19 protein-coding genes are annotated in these 23,258 nt (G+C 36.2%); 10 read left to right on the top strand and 9 right to left on the bottom strand.

Annotated elements, in window-relative coordinates; genetic code table 11:
* Positions 1-20 precede the first annotated feature (20 nt).
* Positions 21-896 (bottom strand): DMT family transporter, encoded by an 876-nt coding sequence (locus LS41612_RS21660; protein WP_024360842.1) that lies wholly within the window; start codon positions 894-896, stop codon positions 21-23.
* Positions 897-1,003: 107 nt separating this feature from the next.
* Positions 1,004-2,161, bottom strand: coding sequence for a PucR family transcriptional regulator (locus LS41612_RS21655; protein WP_024360843.1), 1,158 nt, complete (start codon positions 2,159-2,161; stop codon positions 1,004-1,006).
* Positions 2,162-2,421: 260 nt separating this feature from the next.
* On the opposite strand from LS41612_RS21655, the gene LS41612_RS21650 reads away from it, so the two are divergent.
* Positions 2,422-3,315, top strand: coding sequence for an EAL domain-containing protein (locus tag LS41612_RS21650; RefSeq protein WP_024360844.1), 894 nt, complete (start codon positions 2,422-2,424; stop codon positions 3,313-3,315).
* Positions 3,281-4,231: a GGDEF domain-containing protein gene (locus tag LS41612_RS21645; RefSeq protein ID WP_024360845.1), complete on the top strand. Its 951-nt coding sequence runs from the start codon at positions 3,281-3,283 to the stop codon at positions 4,229-4,231. Before LS41612_RS21650 ends, LS41612_RS21645 begins: the two co-directional genes overlap by 35 nt.
* A 325-nt stretch (positions 4,232-4,556) precedes the next feature.
* Here the strand turns inward: LS41612_RS21645 and LS41612_RS21640 are convergent, their stop codons facing one another.
* Positions 4,557-5,318 carry a glucose 1-dehydrogenase gene (locus LS41612_RS21640; RefSeq protein ID WP_024360846.1) on the bottom strand — a complete coding sequence of 254 codons (762 nt, stop codon included), beginning with the start codon at positions 5,316-5,318 and terminating at the stop codon, positions 4,557-4,559.
* A 194-nt stretch (positions 5,319-5,512) separates the two neighbouring features.
* Here LS41612_RS21640 and LS41612_RS21635 point away from each other — a divergent pair, with 194 nt between their 5' ends.
* Positions 5,513-6,907, top strand: coding sequence for an L-cystine transporter (locus LS41612_RS21635; RefSeq protein ID WP_024360847.1), 1,395 nt, complete (start codon positions 5,513-5,515; stop codon positions 6,905-6,907).
* Positions 6,908-6,994: 87 nt separating this feature from the next.
* Here LS41612_RS21635 and LS41612_RS21630 read toward each other — a convergent pair whose 3' ends face one another.
* Positions 6,995-8,458, bottom strand: a complete 1,464-nt coding sequence (locus LS41612_RS21630) for a methyl-accepting chemotaxis protein (protein WP_024360848.1) — start codon at positions 8,456-8,458, stop codon at positions 6,995-6,997.
* A gap of 722 nt (positions 8,459-9,180) precedes the next feature.
* On the opposite strand from LS41612_RS21630, the gene LS41612_RS21625 reads away from it, so the two are divergent.
* On the top strand, positions 9,181-10,446 hold the full coding sequence (locus LS41612_RS21625) for an MFS transporter (RefSeq protein ID WP_024360849.1): 1,266 nt from the start codon (positions 9,181-9,183) through the stop codon (positions 10,444-10,446).
* A 110-nt stretch (positions 10,447-10,556) separates the two neighbouring features.
* Here the strand turns inward: LS41612_RS21625 and LS41612_RS21620 are convergent, their stop codons facing one another.
* The 3 genes from LS41612_RS21620 to LS41612_RS21610 all read right to left on the bottom strand — a co-directional run bounded on the left by LS41612_RS21620 (position 10,557) and on the right by LS41612_RS21610 (position 12,936).
* The gene (locus LS41612_RS21620; protein WP_024360850.1) at positions 10,557-10,871 is read right to left on the bottom strand and encodes a hypothetical protein; all 315 of its coding nucleotides are present in this window, start codon (positions 10,869-10,871) and stop codon (positions 10,557-10,559) included.
* A gap of 126 nt (positions 10,872-10,997) precedes the next feature.
* Entirely contained in the window at positions 10,998-11,552 is a 555-nt protein-coding gene (locus tag LS41612_RS21615; protein ID WP_024360851.1) for an SLOG family protein, read from the bottom strand.
* Positions 11,553-11,772: 220 nt separating this feature from the next.
* Entirely contained in the window at positions 11,773-12,936 is a 1,164-nt protein-coding gene (locus tag LS41612_RS21610; protein ID WP_024360852.1) for a DUF418 domain-containing protein, read from the bottom strand.
* Between the two features lie 103 nt (positions 12,937-13,039).
* Between LS41612_RS21610 and LS41612_RS21605 the strand changes: the two genes are divergently transcribed.
* From LS41612_RS21605 to cydS, 5 genes are all read left to right on the top strand, one after another.
* Entirely contained in the window at positions 13,040-13,741 is a 702-nt protein-coding gene (locus LS41612_RS21605; RefSeq protein WP_024360853.1) for a response regulator transcription factor, read from the top strand.
* Positions 13,738-15,393: a sensor histidine kinase gene (locus tag LS41612_RS21600; RefSeq protein ID WP_024360854.1), complete on the top strand. Its 1,656-nt coding sequence runs from the start codon at positions 13,738-13,740 to the stop codon at positions 15,391-15,393. Before LS41612_RS21605 ends, LS41612_RS21600 begins: the two co-directional genes overlap by 4 nt.
* A gap of 447 nt (positions 15,394-15,840) precedes the next feature.
* On the top strand, positions 15,841-17,184 hold the full coding sequence (locus LS41612_RS21595; protein WP_024360855.1) for a cytochrome ubiquinol oxidase subunit I: 1,344 nt from the start codon (positions 15,841-15,843) through the stop codon (positions 17,182-17,184).
* Positions 17,181-18,209, top strand: coding sequence for a cytochrome d ubiquinol oxidase subunit II (locus tag LS41612_RS21590; protein ID WP_024360856.1), 1,029 nt, complete (start codon positions 17,181-17,183; stop codon positions 18,207-18,209). Before LS41612_RS21595 ends, LS41612_RS21590 begins: the two co-directional genes overlap by 4 nt.
* Before the next feature lie 11 nt (positions 18,210-18,220).
* Entirely contained in the window at positions 18,221-18,322 is a 102-nt protein-coding gene (gene cydS, locus LS41612_RS23955) for a cytochrome bd oxidase small subunit CydS family protein (protein ID WP_371830855.1), read from the top strand.
* Between the two features lie 63 nt (positions 18,323-18,385).
* Here cydS and LS41612_RS21585 read toward each other — a convergent pair whose 3' ends face one another.
* Positions 18,386-19,291: a TetR/AcrR family transcriptional regulator gene (locus LS41612_RS21585; RefSeq protein ID WP_024360857.1), complete on the bottom strand. Its 906-nt coding sequence runs from the start codon at positions 19,289-19,291 to the stop codon at positions 18,386-18,388.
* Between the two features lie 157 nt (positions 19,292-19,448).
* On the opposite strand from LS41612_RS21585, the gene LS41612_RS21580 reads away from it, so the two are divergent.
* Entirely contained in the window at positions 19,449-20,963 is a 1,515-nt protein-coding gene (locus LS41612_RS21580) for a DHA2 family efflux MFS transporter permease subunit (RefSeq protein ID WP_024360858.1), read from the top strand.
* A gap of 76 nt (positions 20,964-21,039) precedes the next feature.
* Here LS41612_RS21580 and LS41612_RS21575 read toward each other — a convergent pair whose 3' ends face one another.
* Positions 21,040-23,226 (bottom strand): MMPL family transporter, encoded by a 2,187-nt coding sequence (locus LS41612_RS21575; protein WP_024360859.1) that lies wholly within the window; start codon positions 23,224-23,226, stop codon positions 21,040-21,042.
* Positions 23,227-23,258: the final 32 nt, after the last annotated feature.

The following is a 23,258-nucleotide window of genomic DNA, read 5'->3' as shown; positions in this document are numbered from 1 at the left end:
TTTATAGGTGAGCGTTAAGGTCAGTTATTCATCATCCGCTTTTTTGGATAGGCGGGTTTTACTTCCGCAATTAAAATAGCTAGTAAAATTAATACTGCGCCTATCACCATTCTGCCTGTCAGTACTTCATGCAAAAATATTACCGAAAGCACCATACCGAAAAAGGATTCTGTTGACAAGATAATGGCTGCCTTTGTAGCAGTTGTATATTGATTGGCCACATTTTGAAAAAGGTACGCAATAGTAGTTGAAAAAATCCCTAAATAAATGATTGAATAGATTGCTTCTTTTTCAAGATTAGTAGGGATATCGCCTTGACTGACGACGACCAAGATACCCAAAACGGATGCTGTTATAAACTGCACAATGGTAAGAGCGATTGCATCTTCCTTTTGTACAAAAAGGTTTGTACAAAAAATATCGAAAGCAAAGGCAACAGCACATGCTAGAGAAAGGGCATCTCCTATATTCATTGTGAGGGAACCTTGTAATGATAAACAGCCAATTCCAACAAGCGCTATAATAGAGCCAATGATTTCGTAACCATCGATTCGGCGTTTATAGACGGCATAAGCAATAAGTGGAACAACGATTACATTAACAGCGGTTAAAAATGCATTTTTAGAGGGAGTCGTATATTGTAAACCAACTGTCTGAAGGGCAAAGGCAATATACAATATCGTGCCTAGTAAAACACCTTTCCAAACGACTGATTTTGTTGCTTTTTTTAATTTGTATCCAAAAATGACGGTTAGTATAATCGAAGCTAATATAAATCTTCCTGCCATCACTTGATAAGCAGTTAAATATTCTAGTGCAATGGCTGTAACAACAAACCCACTACCCCAAACGATAGCGGTTGTAAGCAACATGCCATCAGCTATGTATTGTTTCATCTTTCTTCCTCCTAACTCCAATAAGAATAGCATGAGAAGGAAGAAAATATTTTGACTTTGTTTCTAAACTTTCAGGCGTTTTTTTGTACTTATTCCAAAGCGAATATTTATTCTGCTATTTTGCTATGTAATAAGTACAATTTAACGGCTGCTGATAAGCGTTCATAAAAAACATAATCATTATCTTGCGGTGCTACCAATTGGCGGATTTTTGTCATGCGATATCGGATAGTATTTGGATGGCAGAAGTGCGCAACTGCTACTTCTTTTATGTTACCCTTTTTTGCGATATACGTGATTGCGGTATTGATGAAATCGGTATCAACCTTTTCATCAAGTAAGGGCCCTAGATAGTTTTTTACATAATGCATGGCAAATTGAGGATCTTTGCGATGTAGCTCAATAAGCAAACTATCAGAACCAAGCTGTGTGTAATGACAAGTAGGGGTCATATCAATTTCTGCCATTAAGCGGGCAGCGAAAGCTTCCCGTACTGCAAGGTGAAGTGCCATTTGTGTGCTATGCACCTGGCTATAGCCAACAGTCAGTTTGTCTGTCGAAATATCATACATTGTAAGCCATTCATTAAGAAATTTTTCAAATTGAAAATGCTGTGATAGATTGGTCATTAAGATAAAGAGGCTATTTTTATATTTACAAATAACGCCTGTTTTTAATAGTGGTTCCAATTGCAAAAAAGGTTGCATCCATTGTGCATTCGATACGGCTTGCATTTGAAAATTCGCTACGAATACATATTTTTCAAATGGTTTGTTCAATTGTTGTAAAAAAGATGTGATTTGTTCTGCAGAGACATCTTCGTTAATGAGACGTTTCATAATGGTTTCTAAAAAGAATGTATAGTCTTGCGTTTTTGCATAAGCCATTGTTTCTAAAATAATTTTTTCAAAAAATTCATCCCCACCAAATCGCAGTATTGGGAAATGATGTGCATTTGCTAAGGCGAGTACTTCCTCTGGTAGTTCGTTATAAATAACGGGTTTATATGCTAAAGCGCTTGCTTCTAACTGAATCAGATTTTTTACAGCATTTACTAAATAATCAGGCTGTTGTTTTGCAAATAATAAGCTACTAAGGATTACACTATTTGGTGTAAATATCGTTTCTCGAACAGTGTGAATATCAGGCGAAAATTCAAAATCTAGAATTTCAACATTTTGGACAGGTTTATGTAAACCGTTGCTACCTGCAACGACTGTAAAATCCTTTGTAATCGGCAATTGCAAAAAGTTTTTTACGTTCATTATGGAATCTAGCTACCTTTCCAGTAATTTATTATTAAGTATCGTACCATCATTTTAAGATAAATGAATATAGTTATTGTCTTTTATTGCAAATTTTATTGTTTCCATAGAGCCTATGTTCAAAAAATAACTATGTTCATGTACAATCCCTTCACTTGATGATTCTGAAATCAACTTCGTTCTTTTTACAACTACTTCACAGAGCGTTTACAATTAAAGCTTACAATGGATACTAATAACCAATTTAAGAGGTGCAAAAAATGGAGTCTGTTGTGAGACAAAGCGTAAAGACAAGCAATTTATTCTTATATTTAAATCATCTATATGAACAGCATCAAAGTAATACTTTATATATAAAACGTTTAAAAGCATTAAATAAAATTATCGAAACAAAAGATTTACATACTTTTTTTCAACCGATTGTAGATTTACAAACAGAGCAAACAATGGGATTTGAGGCATTAAATAGACCAACGCCCTCTGATTTATTTAACAGTGTCGATCAATTTTATGAATTTGTAGGGCAAACGGATTGCGTGTTTTTATTTGAATGCTTTTGTCGTAACCTATCATTGCAACGCTTCAAAGAGCGCCTTCACGGGGAGTTACTGAACCAAGATTATATCCTATTTCTTAATATCCACCCTAATGTATTACTGGATAAAAAATATAATAGTGGAGAAACATTACAACTGCTAAAAGAGCTCGGTATTAAACCACAGCAGGTAGTCTTTGAGTTAACAGAACGCAGCGCTGTGTTAGATTTTGTAGAGTTCGAAAGGGTATTATCACATTATCGTTCGCAGGGTTATCGAATTGCAGTGGATGATATGGGGTCCGGCTATAATAGTTTAAAAACATTGATTTATTTAAAACCTGAATTTATTAAGTTGGATCGTTCGTTAATTCAATATATCGATAAAAACAGTGAGCAGCAGCAGCTTGTTACATTGCTTATGAAATATGCGGAGCAAGCTGGAACAAAAATTATAGCAGAAGGCATAGAACGGCAAGAGGAGATCAATTATTTGCAAGACATTGGCATCCATTATGCACAAGGGTATGCGTTAGGGAGGCCATCAAAAGACATTCAATTGGGGGAATTAAGGGTGGATGACCATGCAGATAGGAGAAGTCACAGAAAACGTTCCTAGTATTGATGAATTTGTGAAAAACAAAGATGTAGATATACTTTTTACAAGCAATCCATCATTGCGAAGTGTTGTTGTTGTACGAGATGGCAGTCCAATTGGACATATTACCCGCACACATTTCTATCAAAAAATTGGTACACGCTATGGCTATAATTTATTTATGGGTCGACAAAACCAGCTGATTATTAAAGATAATCCTCTAATTGTAGATTATGACACACCTATTATTGAAGTCAGCACGGAGGCGATGGGCCGACGTGCAGAGGACCTATATGATGATATTATTGTTATTAAAAAAGGTGTCTATTTCGGTGTGGTCAGTATTAGAGAACTGTTGTTAAAGCTTGTAGAGACGCAAGTAGCGATTGCAAGTTTTTTAAACCCACTAACAAGCTTACCTGGTAATAAATTAATAGAAGAAAAATTACAAGCTGCATTACATCTTGAAAAATATAGTCTCATTTATTTTGATTTGGATCACTTTAAAACGTATAATGACACCTATGGTTTTAATAAAGGAGACAAAATTTTACTGTATTTAACAGATGTTCTCAAAAGAAATATTGCAGCTGGAGAAGATTTTTTAGGGCATATAGGTGGCGATGATTTTGTTGCTATACTCCCACACTATGAAGTCGCAATCATCTGTCAAACGATTATAGAAGAGTTTGATGCGCAAATTATTGATTTTTATGAACTAGAGGATTTAGTAAAATTACAAGTTCCTAATAGGACTGGAAAATTAGAGCGTTTTACATGTACTTCGTTATCTATTGCTGTTATTACAAATGAATACCAGCAATTTACTTCAGTTGACCAACTATCCGATGCAGTAGCACGATTAAAAAAGGAATGCAAAAAGATATGTGGAAGCTGTTATTTAATTAATGACAAAGCAACCTACCTTATACATTAGATTTTTAAGATGTAGGGTGAATTACCCGCGGAATAAAGAGGAATATCCGCGAAATAGAGTAGTTTACCCGCGGAACAGAAGGAAATACCCGCGAAATAGTATGGTATACCCGCGGAACAGAGGGATACCCGCGAAATAGAGTAGTTTACCCGCGGAACAGAGAGATATCCGCGAAATAGAGTAGTTTACCCGCGGAACAGAAGGAAATACCCGCGAAATAGTGTGGAATACCCGCGAAATAGGGTAGATTACCCGCGGAACAGAGAGATACCCGCGAACAACATAAAAACCTACCTCGTCTTATATAAACGAGGTAGGCTTTTTATTAGTAAGCACTCCAGCCAGCATCTGCCGCTAAAGCGACACCGTTAATAAGGCCGGAATCTTCAGAAGCTAAAAATAGGGCAATATTAGCAATATCTGAAACTTGACCAGCTTTTGGCATAAGTTGCACACCGCGTACAGATTGTTGCATACCAAATGGATCTACATTCGTCATGGCTGCTGCAAAGCCAGTTTCTACATGTGCAGGTGCAATTGCGTTGCAACGGATATTTTGTGAACCGTAGTGGGAGGCAATATTTTTTGTCATACCTACAACTGCGTGTTTCGCTGTAGTATAAGCTAGTCCACCGCGACCACCTGTTAATCCAGCAATGGAAGCAATGTTGACAATTGTTCCACCGCCATTTTCAATGAATATTGGTAATACTTGTCGAATAGCTCGCATCACACCACTTACATTAATGTCCATCACACGTTGCCAAACCGCATCTTCAACATTTGCCGCCGCCTGCATATTGTCACCAACTCCGGCATTATTGACTAAAATATCTATACGACCAAAATGAGCCACCGTAGTAGCCATCATTTTTTGAATATCTTCTTCTACCGCAACATTTACTTTGACACCAAATGCCTCAAAACCAGCTTCATTAAACTCATTCACAGTAGCATTTAATGCGTCCTCATTGAAGTCAGCAATAACAACTTTTGCCCCTTCTTGTGCATATTTACGCGCAATTTCTTTACCGATTCCTGCTCCACTACCTGTAATAATAGCCACTTTATTTTGCAATTTACCCATAATTATTCCCCTCTTTCAATATAAGTTTACTATTAAACTAATTTGATTTTAGTCCTTTTCAATTGTTAAATCAAAGAAATTGAACCGCTTACATGTTTAAAAATCTTAATCTTAATAAAACATACTTGAATAATAGGTATTATAGGTATATAATTCGATTTACATTCTAATAAAACATCTTAGGAGGCTTTCTATTGTCAACTTTACAAGTCATTCTGAACGTAGCACTGTTACTTGCCTGCGTTGGAATTTTAGTTATTATGAATAAAAAACACGTGAAATTCTCAAATCGTGTTTTTGCTGGTCTAGGTTTAGGTATCGCACTAGGTCTAGGGCTGCAATTGTTTTACGGTATTGACTCAGAAGTTTTAACCAAGACAACATCTTGGTACAACATTATTGGTACGGGTTATGTGAAACTGTTACAAATGGTGGCAATGCCTCTAGTATTTATTTCTATTTTGATTGCCTTTACGAAAATGACAATTGGCAAAAATTTTGGCAAAATGGCCGCTTTAATTTTAGCAATTTTAATCGGTACTACAGCAGTATCAGCCGCAGTAGGGATTCTTTCGGCTACAATATTTGATTTAGATGCTACTCAAATTATGCAAGGCGACGCTGAAACAGAGCGTGGGGCATATATAGAAGAAAAGACAACGGGCATGACTGCACCTGATTTACCAACGCAAATTATAGAATTATTCCCAGCGAATCCATTCCTTGATTTAACAGGTGCTCGTTCAACATCTACAATTGCAGTTGTTATATTTGCAGCATTTTTAGGTTTTGCTTATTTACGTGTCGCACGTAAAGATAGTGAGATGGCTGCAACCATTAAAAAAGGCATTGATGCAGTGCATGCATTAGTAATGGGTGTTGTAACAATTGTTTTACGCTTAACACCATATGGTATTTTAGCCATTATGGCACGCACGGTCGCAACATCTGATTTTGGGGCAATTTACAACTTAGGTAAATTTGTTATTGCTTCTTACGTTGCGTTAATTATTATGTTCCTTGTTCATTTACTAATTATTTCATTAAGCGGTCTAAATCCGTTTACGTATTTAAAAAAATCACTTGAAACACTGTTATTTGCCTTCACTTCACGTTCAAGTGCGGGGACTTTACCTATGAATATTAAAACGCAAACTGGTAGACTCGGTGTACCAGAGGGGATAGCAAACTTCGCAGGTTCATTTGGTTTATCAATTGGTCAAAACGGTTGCGCTGGTGTATATCCTGCAATGCTTGCAATTATGATTGCACCAACTGTCGGCATTAATCCACTTGATCCTGTATTTATCATTACAGTTATTGCAGTGGTAGCAATAAGTTCGTTCGGTGTAGCAGGTGTTGGTGGTGGTGCAACATTTGCAGCTATCCTTGTGCTATCAGCGCTTCACCTACCAGTTGCACTTGCCGGTATTTTGATTTCAATTGAGCCATTAATCGACATGGGGCGTACGGCTCTAAATGTAAGTGGGTCAATGACAGCAGGTGTTACCACAGCACGTGTAACGAAAGAGTTGGATACAGAAATGTATAATAATAAAGCGGTTAGTGCACAAGTTTCGGACTTATAGGCTTGTAAAAATAAGTTTCGAACATAACAAACATAGCAAAAAAGTGTTAGATTGAAGTCAATCTAGCACTTTTTCTCTTTTGTACAGTCAATAAGTATTTTTTATGTTTTCAGTGCTTTTGGCGGTGTCATCAATGTACTTTGCAATAATATGGTTGTCAGCTGTGATGTTTTCAATTGATGCATTCATTTGTTGTAAGGTGGCAGTGGCTTCCTCAATAATGGCAGCAAAATCATTTGTCGACGAGTCAACATTTTTGCTGTTCACAGCTACTTCATTTGATAAATGCTCAAATTCATTAAATTTTATTTTTAATGAATGTAAAATATCGCTTAATTGAATAAAGTTTGAATTAACTAACTTTGTAGATTCGACACTTTGATGCAATGTGTCGCTACTTTTTGTCATGTTCACCTGTGCTAATTTATTCGTTGTATTGACATCCGTTAAATTTTCACTGATTTTGACAGTAAGATTATTCGTTAAATCCGCTAAATTTCGTATTTCTTGCGCCACAACAGAGAATCCTTTTCCATCATCCCCAGCACGAGCCGCCTCAATAGAAGCATTTAATGCCAATAAATTTGTCTGTTCTGTTATTTGTTGAATATCATTGGCAAACTGATTTGTTTCTTCAATTTTTTCCGTTAAAGTTTTAAAGTTTTCACTTAAGTTGGTTATCACATTTTGCAGACTATTCATCTCTGTTGTAAGATGATTTATTTTATTTTGTCCTTCAACCGCTAAGTTGCTAGATTGAATAGAGTCATCTATTAAACGAACTGTTATGTCATTCATAGAATGGATTGCTGCTAAGTTACTTTGTGCACTGTCCGCTATTTTAGATATTTGCTCACTTTGTAACATACTCCCTGATGAAACTTCATTCATGGCTAGTTGAATTTCCTCTTGCGATCTTAAACCAAATTGAACTTTTTCGTTAATTTTACTAATGCTTTCAGCAATAATAGCGATTTCCCGTTCTAAATGAAGTTTATGTTCTTCTTTTGTTTTTGCATCAGCTTCTGCGATTTCACTATAAGCTTGTAACTTTTTAAATTGATTTTGATTCATACGTATTAAGATTGTTAACAGAAATCCAATAAACAAATAAATGATAACAAAAGAAGTCATTTTTTCACTAGCAAATTCAGGTTTAGGGAAGAGATAAATTAAACCAAGCGTTATAAATCCTAAACTATAGCCGATGCTAAATATTTTGGCATTAAATTGAACAGCAGAGAAGATAGCAAAGAAAAAAATAGAAAGAGCAGTGGATAATTCCCCACCATAAATCATGACTAAACTAATATTAAAGATATTCATAATGATTACTATCAAGTAGGGGAAGACATACTCTTTTTTATATCGGTTACTGACTATGTATAACAAAGGATAAAAAATTATTTGAACACTATAGAAAAAGATAATCCAAAAATCCGGTTTTAAAGATAATGTACCGAGTAAACCTAAAATTGTCGAAGCTAAATAAGTGAAAAGCATCAGCTTGTTTTTATTTTTCAAGTCCATTAATTTTAATTGCTCAATCATATTGCACTGAAGACCTCCTGTTTAATTTATTATTTTTAAATAGTAATTAATCACTAATTAAGGGGATTGTTTACCTTTAAACTAGTTATTAAGATTGATTATAGTTATTTTAACTGGAAGTAGTAAAGAATTATTTTCAATTTTTACTGATGTTAGTTAGAACTACCTACGTAATCAATATTGAAATTGCAAAAATAAATTTTCAATTAGAGAGAAAATGTTATGGCAAGTATTTCTCGTTCAATAAATAAATTTTCTGTGAAATTAATTAATTTAATATTAAACAGTTTAATGTTAAAATAAATTGCAGGTCACAAAAGTTTCACATTTATTGGAGGTGATTATGTGGCAAGAAAGCAGGATAAAGTCTAATACAGCGCGGTTTTAGAGGATAAATGGTCAACTGCGAATTCGCTTGCAGAATTATGACAAGTAAGCTACCGCAGACTTAATAAAAAGAAAGTAGTAGCTTTTTGGAGACAATCTATGTACAAGGATTCCTCTGCATTTGTTCTTTAAACAAGGAAGCCGTTCATTCTTTTTATGAAGTAGTTCTTACTTGAACCATGTGCAATAGCTTAAGCTAATGGACAAGTTAAGTAATGCAAATATATAACAAAATATCTTTTCAATCATTGCATATGTGCCAATTGGTATCCAAATGGCGAAATTTGACGTTTTGTGTAAAATAAAGTCGTTTATATAAAAGGAGAAATAGAGAAATGAGTGCTAATAAGAAAAGGCTTCACTTTGCATGGCTAGTATTACTAGGTTTATGTATTTCAGTTGGTTTAGCAAAGTCAGGATTAAACAGTTCGGCAGGACTATTCCTATCACCAGTATCTGAAGACATTGGTGTAGGTCTGGGTAATTTAACGTTATATCTAAGTATTTCATCTATCGTTACAATGGTATTTTTACCGATTGGCGGGAAGTTAATGGCGAAGTATGATACACGTATGTTACTTAGCATTGCAATTATTTTACAAGCGGGTGCGTTTGCTTTATTCGGTATGATGAGCTCTGTATGGGGATGGTATATCCTTGCAATGCCATTAGCTGTTGGTGGCGTATTAATTACAGTATTGGCAGGACCTGTTTTAGTCAATCAATGGTTTAAACAACGCAGTGGACTAGCATTAGGTATTATTACTGCTTCTGGTGGTTTAATCGGGGCGTTTACACAACCTTTAATTGGTAACTTAATTGCCACTCAAGGTTGGAGAAGTGCATATATTATTGTAGGTGTTGCAGCGATTATAATTATCGTTCCAACAATTATGCTATTTTTAAGAAAATCACCACAAGAAAAAGGGCTATTACCTTATGGTGCAGTGGACAATAACAATGTAGAGAAGAAAGTAGAAACGGATACTAGCAATACGGGAATTTCGTTTGCGGATGCTAAAAAATCGTTGTCATTTTCATTGTTAATTCTGTTCTTCTTCATTATTACATCAATAGCAAGTTTTTCAATCCATATTCCAACATACCTTGTAAATCAAGGATTTAGTGTGAAGTTTACTGGTAATGTGATGGCTGCTTTAATGGTTGGTGTACTGTTAGGGTCAATTATTTTCGGTTATTTAATTGATAAAATTGGTGCTAAAAATACGACTGTTATCGCCATGTCTATTGGTTTAGTGTCTATGATTTTATTGCTCTTCTTTGTTGAAAGTACAATTGCGATCGTTGTAGCTGTTGGTCTTTTCGGATTTGTCACAGCTTGTATTGGAACATTAGCGCCTGCTATTACTTCTGCTTTATTTGGTAATAAAAATTACAGTCAAATCTATTCGACAGTTTCAATCGGTTTGGCAGTAGCGGGAATTATTGCACTTCCAGCGTATGGCTATATTTTTGATTTCACAGGAAGCTACACAGCTGTTTTATATATTATTGTAATTATGTTAATCATGAATATTGTTTCTGTCTTAGTTGCTTTCCGTAATAAAGAAAAAATGGTGCAAAACGGATTGTGGAAATAAGATATTAATTGGCAAACTAAAAACTACACCTAACTTGCTAGACAAGTAATGGTGTAGTTTTTGTTTTTCAGGATAATTGTTTGAGAATTGTTTGAGTGACTGGCACCCAGTTAAATAATTTTTACATAAAAGTCTTTGCCGTTTATAATGTCAGTTACTTCAATGTTGTAATGAATTTTATAGTAATCATAAATATTTCGTGCTAAACCGGAGTGTCCATTTAAATAAGTTCCCTTTTTCACCTCTTTACGTGGATTGTGAAAATCAAAATATAGGCGCGAATCGTGGCACATCGAGTTTAAAATGGCTTTAAACTCCTGTTCCTCAATATGAATTCCTCGTGTATACTGGCACTCTCGGCGATACGTATCGTGTGAGACATTCACTGGTGAAGACTCAAGGGTCATTTCGATTTTTCTATTCAAATGTCAACAGCTCCTTTCAAGATTCCTAACTATTCTCTCTATTATAAAATTGTCAGAAAATTATATCAATATTTATCTATAGTGAAGAATGAAGAAATGTAACTTGTAGGGGAGGGATAGGGTAATCTACCAATCTTGCTGTTGCATTTCCTCTGCGATTACTTGAAGATCATAGGAATTAATGGTTAGAAGCGTATAGTCGTGGGTTTCCATATATTTTTCTGCCAAGTGCTTGATATACTTCGGAGAGCCTTCGTTTTCTTCATCATAAACAAGTAACAAACCGTCCGAATTTTGAATAATAAACTTGTCCTTCTCTGTAAACTGCCAAGGAGCCTCATACGGCTTTTTCGTGACACTTGTTACAAAGTCTGCCTGTGCTACTAGTGACAAATATTTTTCTTGTTTCATTTCTTGCCAATTTTTTTCTTGCTCTAAAAATGGTGTGATAACTGCATATTTTAAGTCAGGAAATTCCTCTTTTAATGTTAAGACAACCTCTACGCTCCATGTTTCAACACCTTGTTGTCCGCTGATAATGACCCATTCTAAACCTTCATCTAAAAGATTTCTCAAGCGATTTTCTAAAGCTTTTTTGATAATGGAGATACCAGGATGTTTATCATTGAAAATGCCAAGCTCATGTGGTTTATAGCCTGTAATAATTATTCGCTGAAGCACTAAAACGCCCCCTAAGCTGTTTGTATGTATCAAGTATACAGCAGGGGACGTATGAACACGAATGACAAATCTAGCAGGTGTGATGCCATATATTTATTTATTTTACGGTAGTTCCCAAGAAAATAATGACGCTTAAAATGCAAAAATTGTTAAGACTACAGTTGCTGTTGCACAAATGCCAAGAAACCACCAAGTGTCTGAGAAATCTTCTTTCGTTTCACTATTCATAGGACATACTCCCTTTCTGTTTAATGCGTCCAGTCCAAGACCAATTTGTCCACATACGTAACAACGCTTCAAATGGGCCTCGTTTAAATTTCTTTAAATAAACAATGCTTAAAATGCATTGCAAACTATATACTGCAATTCCCAAAATAACGCCGCCAAAAACGCCCAATTTGCCAAATAAACCTAGTCCATAACCGTAAAACACGGTCGTACAAATCACCGTTTGTAATAAATAATTGGTAAGCGATAATTTCCCCACACTTTCAAAAGCGATAGACAGACGTTGAATAGGTCGGAAATGAAATAGTAGAGCGGCCAAACAAATATAACCAACTGCTAACACCATTGAGCCACCTACGAGCAACATAGAAGAAAATGGGCTATCGATAAAACTAATGCTTTTACAAGTGATGCCTATTGGAACAAATAATGAGCCGAGGATATACCATTTCTTTTCATCTTGCATATTTTCAAATGCATGATTTTTCGCTAGCCCCATACCTAAAAGAAATAATGGTGCAAAAAATAATGGTGCAAATAAAATCATTATATAAATCATAACTGGGTCATCTATGTCAGGAGGCATGACGTTTAATCGAAAGTCGAAAATTTCTTGATAGCTGCCATTTGCATAGGTAGTATTTGCTTTATCAATATATACGGCCATTTCTTTGTCATCTTTTGCTGATATTTCATCTGAACCATAAGTTAAAGCGGTTGTTAATACAAACAATACGCTAGCCCAAATAACTAATGTTTTTGGTTTGCGATTTATAAATGGAATTAAAAATAATGTAATAAATCCATAAAACAGTAAAATGTCACCTTCCCATAAAAATGTTGCATGAAGTCCGCCTAAAACGATTAATCCTATCGCTCTACGTAAAATAGACCAGCGACTTTTGCCTTTTTTATTGCGAACGGACTGTATCATTTTAATAAGGGAATAGCCGAACAATATAGTGAAAATCGGCATAAATGAGCCTTCGATAAATATTTTTACAAAATATAAAGCCCCTGTATCAAGAAAGGAAAGATCACTTAACTTTTCTTTGCCATACATTCCATACTGAAAAATGAGCAAGTTGGCCATTAAAATACCAAATAAACTAAATCCACGCATTGCATCGATGAAGCGTACACGATGTGCTGTCATTGCCTTTTAACTCCTTTATTGGTTAACTTATATATAGTGTAGTTGGGAAAGCTTATCGTGAATTAACGACTACCTTAAAGTAATCTTAAAAGTAGGTGACAAGGTGCAAGAAGCGGCGATATTTGTGTTAGAGGATGAACGTGCCATTGCGGAAATGATTGAAATTATTTTAAGAAAAGAAGGTTTTGTAAACATTACGTTATGCACGACGATAGAAGATGGGAAAAAAGCGATCGAGCAAAATGTTTTTGATTTTTACTTATTAGATATTATGCTACCAGACGGTAGTGGGCTTGATTTGGCGGAAGTTATTCGAAAGCAAAGTGATGCACCGCTATTTTTTTTAACAGCCAAGAGCAGTGATGCAGATAAACTTCGAGGGTTTATGAATGGCGCAGACGATTATATTACGAAACCGTTTAATCCGCTTGAGCTAGTAGCAAGGGTAAAAGTCCAATTTACTCGATATATGAAGCAAAAGAATGTATCTGGAAGTCACGTTTACACATGTAGCCGTTTTACTTTTGATATAGATGCAGCAGAAATAACTGTAGACGGAAAAAAGGAATTGATTAGCGGTCGTTTATTTTACTTATTGAAGTATTTATGTGAAAACGAGGGGCAAGTATTATCGAAAGAACAAATTTATGAACGTGTGTGGGGCGATTTTTTATTTGACGATAATACGGTAATGGTTCATATTCGCAAGTTACGTGAAAAAATAGAAAGGAATCCTGGTAAACCAACTTGCATTATTACGGTGAGAGGGATTGGCTATAAATTAGTTGGAGATGATCAAGTATGAAGCCGGCAGGGAAATTATCACTGCGTTTTGTATCCTACTTTATCATATTTTATTTACTTATCATTTTGGGCTTCATTATTAGTTTAGTGGTTTTTGGACTTTTTATAAATGAACGAGTCGGTGATAACATCCATACGATGAGTTCTTTTGAAATCGAAGATAATGCAATTGTGAAAAATGGTAAATCCGTAAAAATAGCCGATTTCTTAGAAAAACGCGCAGAGGAAAATGTAGGGCAGTTATATTTATTGAACAATGCCATGGAAATTGTCGATTATACAGGGGATAGTTGTGAGCTGTGTAGCATGACGGACCGTGAAATTATGGCGCTTAAACGTCCAGGCATGCATACGTGGGAAATACCCAAATACTATTTGTTGTTTTTACCTACATCGCCTTTGCAGCCTATGTTCAATGAGGTCTTGCAGGTGATTCGTGAAAAGAAAGAATTCCCTTCGGAGCTACTCGAACGCTTACAAGCTAATCAGATTGCGATTGAAATTTATAATGAGCGTTGGAATCGTGTAAAGGTAATCGGGGAGCATTATAAGAAATTGCATAAGCCGCAGTTGCTAGATGAAAAATATGATATTTTTGAGCAGGCCGAGCTTAGGCAAAGTACGTCATTAGAAGATGGTTCAACGCTAATAGTACGTATGCCAAACCCCTCCTATAAGCCATTTGAAGAGCCTTTTAATAAAGCAATGATTTTATTTGTGTCTATATTTTTTGGCGGGCATAGTATTTTGTTGGTAGGAATTATTTTGTTATCCATGAGCATTTCACGTCAATTTGTACGGCCCCTTGTATATGTAATCTCTCGTATTGAACGACTAACGCAGTTCGATTATAGGGAAGTAAGTGATAATAAAATCCATCATCAAAAGACAGGTAAATTGAAAAGGAAATTTAAGTTATTCCAACCTGTTGATGAATCGCTTAATCATTTATCTGAACGTCTTGCTTCCAACGAAAGACAAATTCAGCAATCCGAGCAATTACGAGAGGAATGGATAACGGGTTTGTCGCATGATTTAAAGACACCATTAAGCTCGATTTATGGGTATTCTACAATGCTTGCTTCCGAAGAGTATGAATGGACGAAAGAAGAGATGCGAATATTTGCGAATACAATGCGTGAAAAAGCCAACTATATGGATTTACTTATACAAGATTTAACGTATTCTTATCAATTAAAGAATAAAGCAATCCAGCTCGAGAAAGTATCATTAGCACTTGCCACATGGTTACCCCAATTTGCAGATGAGCAAGTATCAATCAAAGTATATGGGGACGTAATGCTTGAAGCAGATGAGCTTTTATTAAAGCGCATCTTAGATAATTTAATTACCAATGCTAAAAAATACACACCAGAAGGTACGAAGGTTCTTGTAGAGGCTCAAAATATAGACAAAGGCATTAAGCTAACGATTACAGACCAAGGTCCAGGTATTCCACAAGATGAATTAGACAATCTTTTTGAACGCTATTATCGTGGTACAAATACAACAGATGATGCAACGGGCACAGGTCTTGGCTTAGCCATTACGAAACAACTGATTGATTTGCATAATGGAACAATATGCGTTCATTCAGATAATAATGGTACTATCTTTGAATTAAAATTTCTTGAAAAATTGCCCTTATGCTAACAATGTTTAATCATACAAGCTAACCATTAAAAAACCGCTAGAGGCTCATGCTTCTTAGCGGTTTTTTAATTATTTGGGGTGGGACTGTTCATTAGTTAATGCCACAAACAAAATATGAATGAAGAAGATTACTCGTTTTTGGAGTGATCTTTTTTTATGTAAATAGAAAGTGTCATGCTATTCACAAAGTTGTCAATGTCGTTTTTTTATAGTGGAAAACCCCTATATTTCTAAAAAGTTGGGTTGCTTATACTGGTTGCATAGAAGAAAAAGGAGATGCAATTTTATGAGGAATCAATGGGTTGATTCGTGTGGTAAATAAACAACAAAATCGTATTGCATATAAATCCCAAGAAAAAAAGTTAATCATTATTAGTTTTGTAATAGCTGGGATAATGTTGATGTCATTTGTCGGGAGAATATTTAGTAGCTAGGAGATGTATAAATATGAATGATTCAGCTGTATTTTGGAGCCGTGCCTTAACCGAATTAACATTATCTTTCCATATTATTTATGCAACAATTGGTGTTGGTATACCGCTGATGATTATGATCGCTCAATGGGTTGGGATTAAAAATAATGATGAGCATTATTTATTACTCGCTCGACGTTGGGCACGTGGATTTGTTATTACAGTAGCAATTGGCGTTGTGACAGGAACTGCAATTGGCTTGCAACTTTCTTTATTATGGCCAAACTTTATGGAATTAGCTGGTCAAATTATTGCTCTACCACTATTTATGGAAACGTTCGCGTTTTTCGTTGAAGCCATTTTTTTAGGGTTGTATTTGTATACATGGGATCGCTTCAAAAATCCGAAGAGACATTTACTATTATTAGTACCAGTAGCCATTGGTGCTTCTATGTCAGCAGTATTTATTACAATCGTGAATGCCTTTATGAATGCACCACAAGGATTTGATATTGTGGATGGGGAGCTAATCAATATTCAGCCCGTACTAGCCATGTTTAATCCGGCAATGCCGACAAAGGTAGCGCACGTTTTAGTAACATCTTATATGACGGCAGCTTTTTTATTAGCTTCCATTGCTGCCTATCGCATGCTACGAGGGTCTGCGCACGTATATCATAAAAAAGCGCTGTATTTACTAATGAAATTAGGGTTAGTCTTTTCACTGGCAGCACTTGTAGTAGGAGACTTTTCAGGCAAATATTTAGCGGAATATCAACCTGAAAAATTAGCAGCAGCAGAATGGCATTTTGAAACGGAAGAAGACGCTTCCCTTGTTTTATTTGGTGTATTGGATGGAGAAGACATAAAATACGCTATTAAAATACCTTATGCTTTAAGTGTATTAGCGCATAATAATCCGTTTGCAGAAGTGACGGGGCTTGATCAATTTCCGAAAGATGAACAACCACCACTCTATATTCACTATTTATTCGATGTAATGGTGATGATTGGCACGTTATTAATTGTAGTGGCAGCTGTTTATGTTCTGGGTAAATGGCGAAATTGGCAATTTGTTTCGTCTAAACTATTTAAAAGAGTAATTGTTGCAGGTGGTCCACTTGCACTTATTGCAATAGAAGCGGGCTGGTGGTTAGCAGAAGTAGGGCGACAACCATGGATTTTAAGAGGGTACATGAAAACATCGGAAGGTGCGACTACGAGTGGGCAAGTAGATACGATGTTAATTCTATTTGCGGGCTTATATATCGTTTTAGCAATTGGTAGTATCATAGCGCTTATTCGGATGTTCCGTGACAATCCAATTGAACGTGAACTTGCAGAACATAAATTAGTTGAAGGTTGTGAAGAACCATGAGCTTAGAAGTTTTGGGCATTTCTGTACTATGGTTATTTCTCTTTGGTTATGTCATCGTTGCATCTATTGACTTTGGGGCAGGCTTTTTTAATGCCTATAGTGTAATGATTGGGAAAGATCATATTTTATCACAAGTGATAAAACGCTATTTATCACCAGTGTGGGAAATTACAAATGTTTTCTTAGTTTTTTTCTTTGTAGGTATTGTTGGTTTCTTTCCGCAATCAGCTTACTATTATGGCACAATTTTGCTAGTACCCGTAAGTATTTCTCTAATTTTAATTGCAATTCGGGGCAGTTATTATGCATTTGAATCTTATAGTGCAAAAAGTGGACACATTGGCTATAAGCTAATGTACGGTGTCACTGGTTTATTTATCCCAGCATCCCTTTCCATTGTATTGACGATTTCCGAGGGTGGGTTCGTAACAATGGTAAAGGATCAGCCTCATTTGGAAATTGCGAAACTTTTTACTAGTCCTTTAACTTGGTCAATCGTGTTGTTAAGTGTTGTAGCGGTTCTGTATATTTCAGCAGTATTTTTAACTTGGTACGGTAAAAGAGCGAACGATGAACACGCTTCCGATTTAATGAGAAAATATGCACTTGGCTGGTCAATTCCACTTGTTGCAAGTGTTATCGGGATTATGGTGGAATTAAAGGGGCACAATCCTGCACACTATGAAAATATGCTGAATTTATGGTGGCTATTCGCCATGTCAGGTGTTCTTTTTATCATGACTCTAATCCTTTTAGGCGTTAAGAAAAAATATGGGCTAGCCGTTATATTATTGGTCGTACAGTTTGGCTTCGCCTTTTTCGGCTATGGCATTTCTCATTATCCTTACTTGTTGTACCCATATTTATCGGTTCATGATAGTTTTACAAATGAATCGATGGCGATAGCATTGGTCATTGCCTTTATTGGTGGTCTTGTTTTACTCATACCTTCACTTTATTTAGTGATGAAATGGTTTGTATTTGATCGTGATTATGCTTGTGGTAAACGGAATCATCACGTATAGGAGGTTTTACAGTGAATCAATTTATTATTTTTTATGCACCGTTTCTAGTGGTTGCTTTAAGTATTATAATTGGCTTCTGGGTAGGCCCGAAAGACCGTAAAGTAAATCGTTAAAATTGTTTGGGTGACTGGCACCACTAAAGCCCCCGATTAGCATTGCTAATCGGGGGTTTTTGATTACTTTTTACATTGCTCTGATGGTTGTTGCATTTTTACATAGCGCCATAGACTATTGGCAATATCACGTGCTTCAGCAGCATGTTCCGTTCCAACGAATGCTTTTCTGAAAGGGGTGAGCAAGGATTCAATAATAAAGAGTTTTGGTTTTTGTTGCTGCAATTCCTCTAAAAGAAATGTTGCATATTCAAAACCTTCAAGCGTGTCATCCTCTGACAGTCCCTTAGTAAAGCCTGCTAATTGGTCAATGACGACATCTTTACTTACTTGTTGATAATTAATTACGTTTTGTATTGCGTTAAACATTTCAGCACTTATAAGGACTTCATTGGATTCAAGCATAGTTGGTATAATGACACTTATATTGCGTAATGCTACTCGTACAATGGCTTCGCGGTTTATATATTTGTAGTCCGCTATTAGGACTGCACGTAAGGAAAGGTTCACCATCCCCAATGTTTGTACGGCACATTCATAGCTCATCGGTCTAATTTCTTCACCAAAAACTTGGACAAGTCGATTGGCAAGCCATTCTAATTCTTGTAAGTGATAATTCAAAAGGATTTTTTTAAGTTCACTATCCCGTGAATGGAAAATCGATTCGAAAATTTGTACGAGGTTATGCTCGCGATTGACATGCATTAACACTGCCACTTGCTGTGTTAATATTTCTAAATCAGTGGGATCCTTTCCATAAAGAAGCTCGTGTCGACGATTACTAGCCTCCTCACGCCCCTCATCTAAAATGGCAATTAAACATTCATTTTTAGAAACAAAATGATTATAAAAAGTGCCCTTTGAAACTTTGGCTGCACTAATAATATCGTTAATGGACGTATCTAAAAATCCTTTTTCTATAAAAAGTTCCCGAGCTGCAGTAATTATTTGTCTTTTTCTTTTATTCATGACCTCACCTTTTTAAAGTTATTATACTAGTATTCTACAATGTAAACGCTGTTATATCAACGTTTTGAAATTTATTAATCTTAATTCTTGAAAAAAGTAGACTGCGAGTATAAAATAAGTTTTATCGTAAACAACAAGAGAGAATAGAGGGATATAAATGAATAATGACTTAACAATGAAAAAGCCCCCTTATGGCATGATTGCTATTTTGTTCGTGGGTGCTTTTGTTGCTTTTCTTAACAACACATTGTTAAATGTTGCGTTGCCAACAATCATGAAAGATTTTGGTATTACGTATGCAAAGGTACAATGGCTTGCAACTGGATATATGCTGGTCAGCGGTATTTTAGTACCTGCATCAGCATTCTTTGTGACGCGCTTTAAAAATAGACATTTATTTATTACGGCAATGTCTATCTTTACGATAGGTACAATTATGGCTGGCTTTGCTCCAAACTTTGGCATGTTACTGGCAGGGCGTATGGTGCAAGCGGCAGGGGCTGCTAGTATGTCACCATTATTAATGAACGTCATGCTAACTAGCTTCCCAAAAGAAAAACGTGGAGCGGCAATGGGTATTTTCGGTTTAGTTATGATCGCTGCACCAGCAATAGGTCCGACATTATCTGGTTATATCGTTGAACATCATGATTGGCGTATGTTGTTCCAAATGATTATACCATTTGCCATTATTAGTCTACTATTTGGTATTTGGAAATTAGACAATGTAATGGAAACACGTGAAGTACACTTAGATGTTCCTTCTGTATTATTATCAACAGTAGCGTTTGGTGGAATTTTATACGGTTTCAGTACGGCAGGTGACAAAGGATGGTCGAGTCCTTGGGTATACGGTACGATTATAGTGGGGTTTGCTGCTTTAATTATCTTCATCTTTAAACAACTACGTATGGATCAGCCTTTATTAGAATTACGTATTTACAAATATCCTATGTTTGCATTAAGCTCTGCAATTTCCGTAATCGTTTCAATGGCGATGTTCTCGGGGATGATTTTAACCCCTGCGTATGTACAATCAATTCGTGGGATTGAACCATTCGAAGCAGGTTTAATGATGCTTCCTGGTGCCCTTGCAATGGGGATTATGTCTCCGATTACTGGTAAACTTTTCGATAAATTTGGACCACGTATATTAGCGATAATCGGTCTAACAATAACAACAATGGCTACTTTCGGCTTAACGAAATTAGCGATGGATTCTAGTTATACATTTATCGTATCGATGTATACAATTCGGATGTTTGGTATGTCGATGGTTATGATGCCAATTATGACAAATGGTTTAAACCAATTACCACAGATGATGAATCCACATGGTACAGCTATTAATAATACTTTGCAACAAGTAGCTGGAGCTATTGGTAGTGCGGTATTAGTTACATTTATGAATAACCGTACAAAATCAACAGCAGAAGATTTAATTGCAGAGGCTAAAGCACATGCAGCTCAATCTGGTGTTGCACCAACAGCGGAGCAAATGCAACAAATGAAAGAGCAAATTATGCAAACAGCTTTACTAGACGGCATTACACATTCTTTCTTAATCGCTACTTTTGTGACGGTACTAGCACTAATACTAGCGTTCTTCTTAAAACGTGTAAAAGTTGAAAGTGCAGCAGCTACGATGGATTTAAAAAAACCAACAAATTAAGATAGACAAAGAAATCCCACCGATCAAACTGTCGGTGGGATTTTAAATGCTAAATTGTTTGAGTGCCTGTCACCATTTAATGACCTTTTTTAAAGAGCGCTCCTGGCCAGAATGCATATTTGCCGAGCACCGTTGTAATGGCAGGTACAAGTAAAGGTCGTACAATAAACGTATCCAGTAATATACCGATTGCTGTTACAACACCGAACTGTACAAGGACTTGAATTGGTAATGTAGCAAGCACCGCGAACGTACCTGCTAAAATGAGTCCTGCGGATGTTATAACACTACCTGTATGCACAACGCCTTCTTCTACCGCTGTTAAATGGTCCTTCGTTTTTCGTTTCTTCCAAATCTCAGAAATCATGAAAATATTATAATCCTCGCCAAGTGCAACTAAAAATACAAAGGCATATAGCGGAATAGAGCCTGAAATTGCCTCTGCACCCATGACATGGTGCAAAATAAGCCAGCCCGCACCAAGCGCACCAAAGTAAGAAATAATAACTGTAGCAAGCAGATAAACAGTTGCTGTTACTGAACGTAAATATACAAATAATAATAATGCGATTAAAGCAATCATTGTCGGCATGATAACAGATTCATCGCGCTCGGTAATTTGCTTTGTATCATATTGGCTTGCTGTTTCCCCGCCAAGCCATACGTGTGAGTCAGCATCTTTTATACCAGAATCTTTAAGAAGTTTAACAACTTCAGCTTTCAATTCCGGAATATGCTCTAAAGACTCTTGTGCATACGGATTGGCATTCAATGATAATTCATACAATTGTATCGAATTATTTTTCGTACCAATTTGTACATCAGACACGTTATCGATATATGGAATTTTTGTAAGCTGTTGTTGTAAATTAACATCCGAGCCTTGCGTATCAATTACTAGCTGAACAGGTGCCAGCTCGCCAGGTGAAAAATTCTCTTCTATTAAAGTAAAGCCTTCACGTGATGGCATATCTTCTGGGAAAGAAGATAATAAGTCGAAAGTATATTGAATGCGTGGTACAAAGGCCGCTAAGCCACCAAGGAGCAAGACAGTGACTGCAATAACAATCCATGGCTTATGCGTTACAAAATGTCCAATTTTATGACTCACTTTATGAGAAGGTTTGTGCTGTTTTTTGCCCTTTGCTTTTGCCATTTCTTCTGTACGTGGCGTGAATGGGAAAAAGGCTACTCGCCCTATAATCACAAGAATTGCTGGTAAAACAACTAGCGCAGCAATGCCCATTACCAATACGCCAAAGCTAAATGGCACTGCGAAGCGTTGGAATGAGCCATAATGGGCAAGACTAAGTGTAGCTAAACCAATAACAACGGTAAGCGCACTCATCATAATAGCGCCACCCGACTCTTTTACAGCGAGCTTCATCGCTGTCGCTTTATCTTCAACATCAAGTAAAATTTCACGGTATTTTGAAATTAAAAATAAGCAATAGTCCGTACCAGCACCAAATAATAGAACCGTCATGATGGATACAGCTTGTGAATCTTTGTCAATCCATCCTTGCTCTGCAAAGAAACCGAGTGTTGGACTAATAACACCATAGGCAAGCCCTACAACAATTAAAGGAATAATGGCAAGTAATGGCGAACGATAAATTAAAATTAATAACACTAATACAAGCAGTACGGTTGCAATCATTAGTTTTACATCAGCTTGTGAAAATAAGCTAACAGCATCCGTTGCAATACCGACTGGTCCAGAATAGCGAACATGTAGTGCGTCGCTTGATAAATCTTGATCCAGTTGAACATTGTTTGAATCCATTGTTTTTGATAATGTATCTAGACTTTCTTGTAAAACATCAGTGGCAACATCTTTTTCAAAGAAAACAGGTGTGACAATTGTAGAACCGTTGTCAGATGCAGATGCTGATAAAGCCTGTGGTGGCATTTTATCGTATGGTGGAACTAATGTTTGATGCTCTAAAGGGTTGCTATTTAGTTCTGCATAAACCTTTTGGATAGCTCCAAAATCAGCTGGTGTTAGGCCGCTTTCTCTATGCCAAACGAGTAATAAAGGTGTACCTGCATCATTTGGGAATTCTTCAGCAATAATGGCTGCTGCTTGCTCGGACATCTCGGTGTCAGGCAAGTTTTTACCCGTTTCACTTTCGATGCTATTAATTTGCGGCCAAGCAAACGAAAGGACGAGAACAAGTAATACCCAGCATCCAAGTGCAAGAAAACGCCCTTTTTTACTGGCTACCATTGAGCCCCATTGCTCAAGTGGATGTTTTTTCATTAGAAAACCTCCGTTTCATGTAATGTACACTA

The sequence above is a fragment of the Lysinibacillus sphaericus genome (genome assembly GCF_002982115.1).
Taxonomy (GTDB): Bacteria; Bacillota; Bacilli; order Bacillales_A; family Planococcaceae; genus Lysinibacillus; species Lysinibacillus sphaericus.
This window is presented reverse-complemented; position numbering and strand designations above follow the sequence as displayed.

Excerpts from the sequence above, each read along its gene's own strand:
- LS41612_RS21625 (WP_024360849.1), top strand. The coding sequence starts at position 9,181 with ATGAGTGCTAATAAGAAAAGGCTTCACTTTGCATGGCTAGTATTACTA.
- LS41612_RS21600 (WP_024360854.1), top strand. The coding sequence starts at position 13,738 with ATGAAGCCGGCAGGGAAATTATCACTGCGTTTTGTATCCTACTTTATC.
- LS41612_RS21645 (WP_024360845.1), top strand. The coding sequence starts at position 3,281 with ATGCAGATAGGAGAAGTCACAGAAAACGTTCCTAGTATTGATGAATTT.
- LS41612_RS21650 (WP_024360844.1), top strand. The coding sequence starts at position 2,422 with ATGGAGTCTGTTGTGAGACAAAGCGTAAAGACAAGCAATTTATTCTTA.
- LS41612_RS21585 (WP_024360857.1), bottom strand. The coding sequence starts at position 19,291 with ATGAATAAAAGAAAAAGACAAATAATTACTGCAGCTCGGGAACTTTTT.
- LS41612_RS21655 (WP_024360843.1), bottom strand. The coding sequence starts at position 2,161 with ATGAACGTAAAAAACTTTTTGCAATTGCCGATTACAAAGGATTTTACA.
- LS41612_RS21580 (WP_024360858.1), top strand. The coding sequence starts at position 19,449 with ATGAATAATGACTTAACAATGAAAAAGCCCCCTTATGGCATGATTGCT.
- LS41612_RS21630 (WP_024360848.1), bottom strand. The coding sequence starts at position 8,458 with ATGATTGAGCAATTAAAATTAATGGACTTGAAAAATAAAAACAAGCTG.
- LS41612_RS21595 (WP_024360855.1), top strand. The coding sequence starts at position 15,841 with ATGAATGATTCAGCTGTATTTTGGAGCCGTGCCTTAACCGAATTAACA.
- LS41612_RS21575 (WP_024360859.1), bottom strand. The coding sequence starts at position 23,226 with ATGAAAAAACATCCACTTGAGCAATGGGGCTCAATGGTAGCCAGTAAA.
- LS41612_RS21610 (WP_024360852.1), bottom strand. The coding sequence starts at position 12,936 with ATGACAGCACATCGTGTACGCTTCATCGATGCAATGCGTGGATTTAGT.
- LS41612_RS21660 (WP_024360842.1), bottom strand. The coding sequence starts at position 896 with ATGAAACAATACATAGCTGATGGCATGTTGCTTACAACCGCTATCGTT.
- LS41612_RS21590 (WP_024360856.1), top strand. The coding sequence starts at position 17,181 with ATGAGCTTAGAAGTTTTGGGCATTTCTGTACTATGGTTATTTCTCTTT.
- LS41612_RS21640 (WP_024360846.1), bottom strand. The coding sequence starts at position 5,318 with ATGGGTAAATTGCAAAATAAAGTGGCTATTATTACAGGTAGTGGAGCA.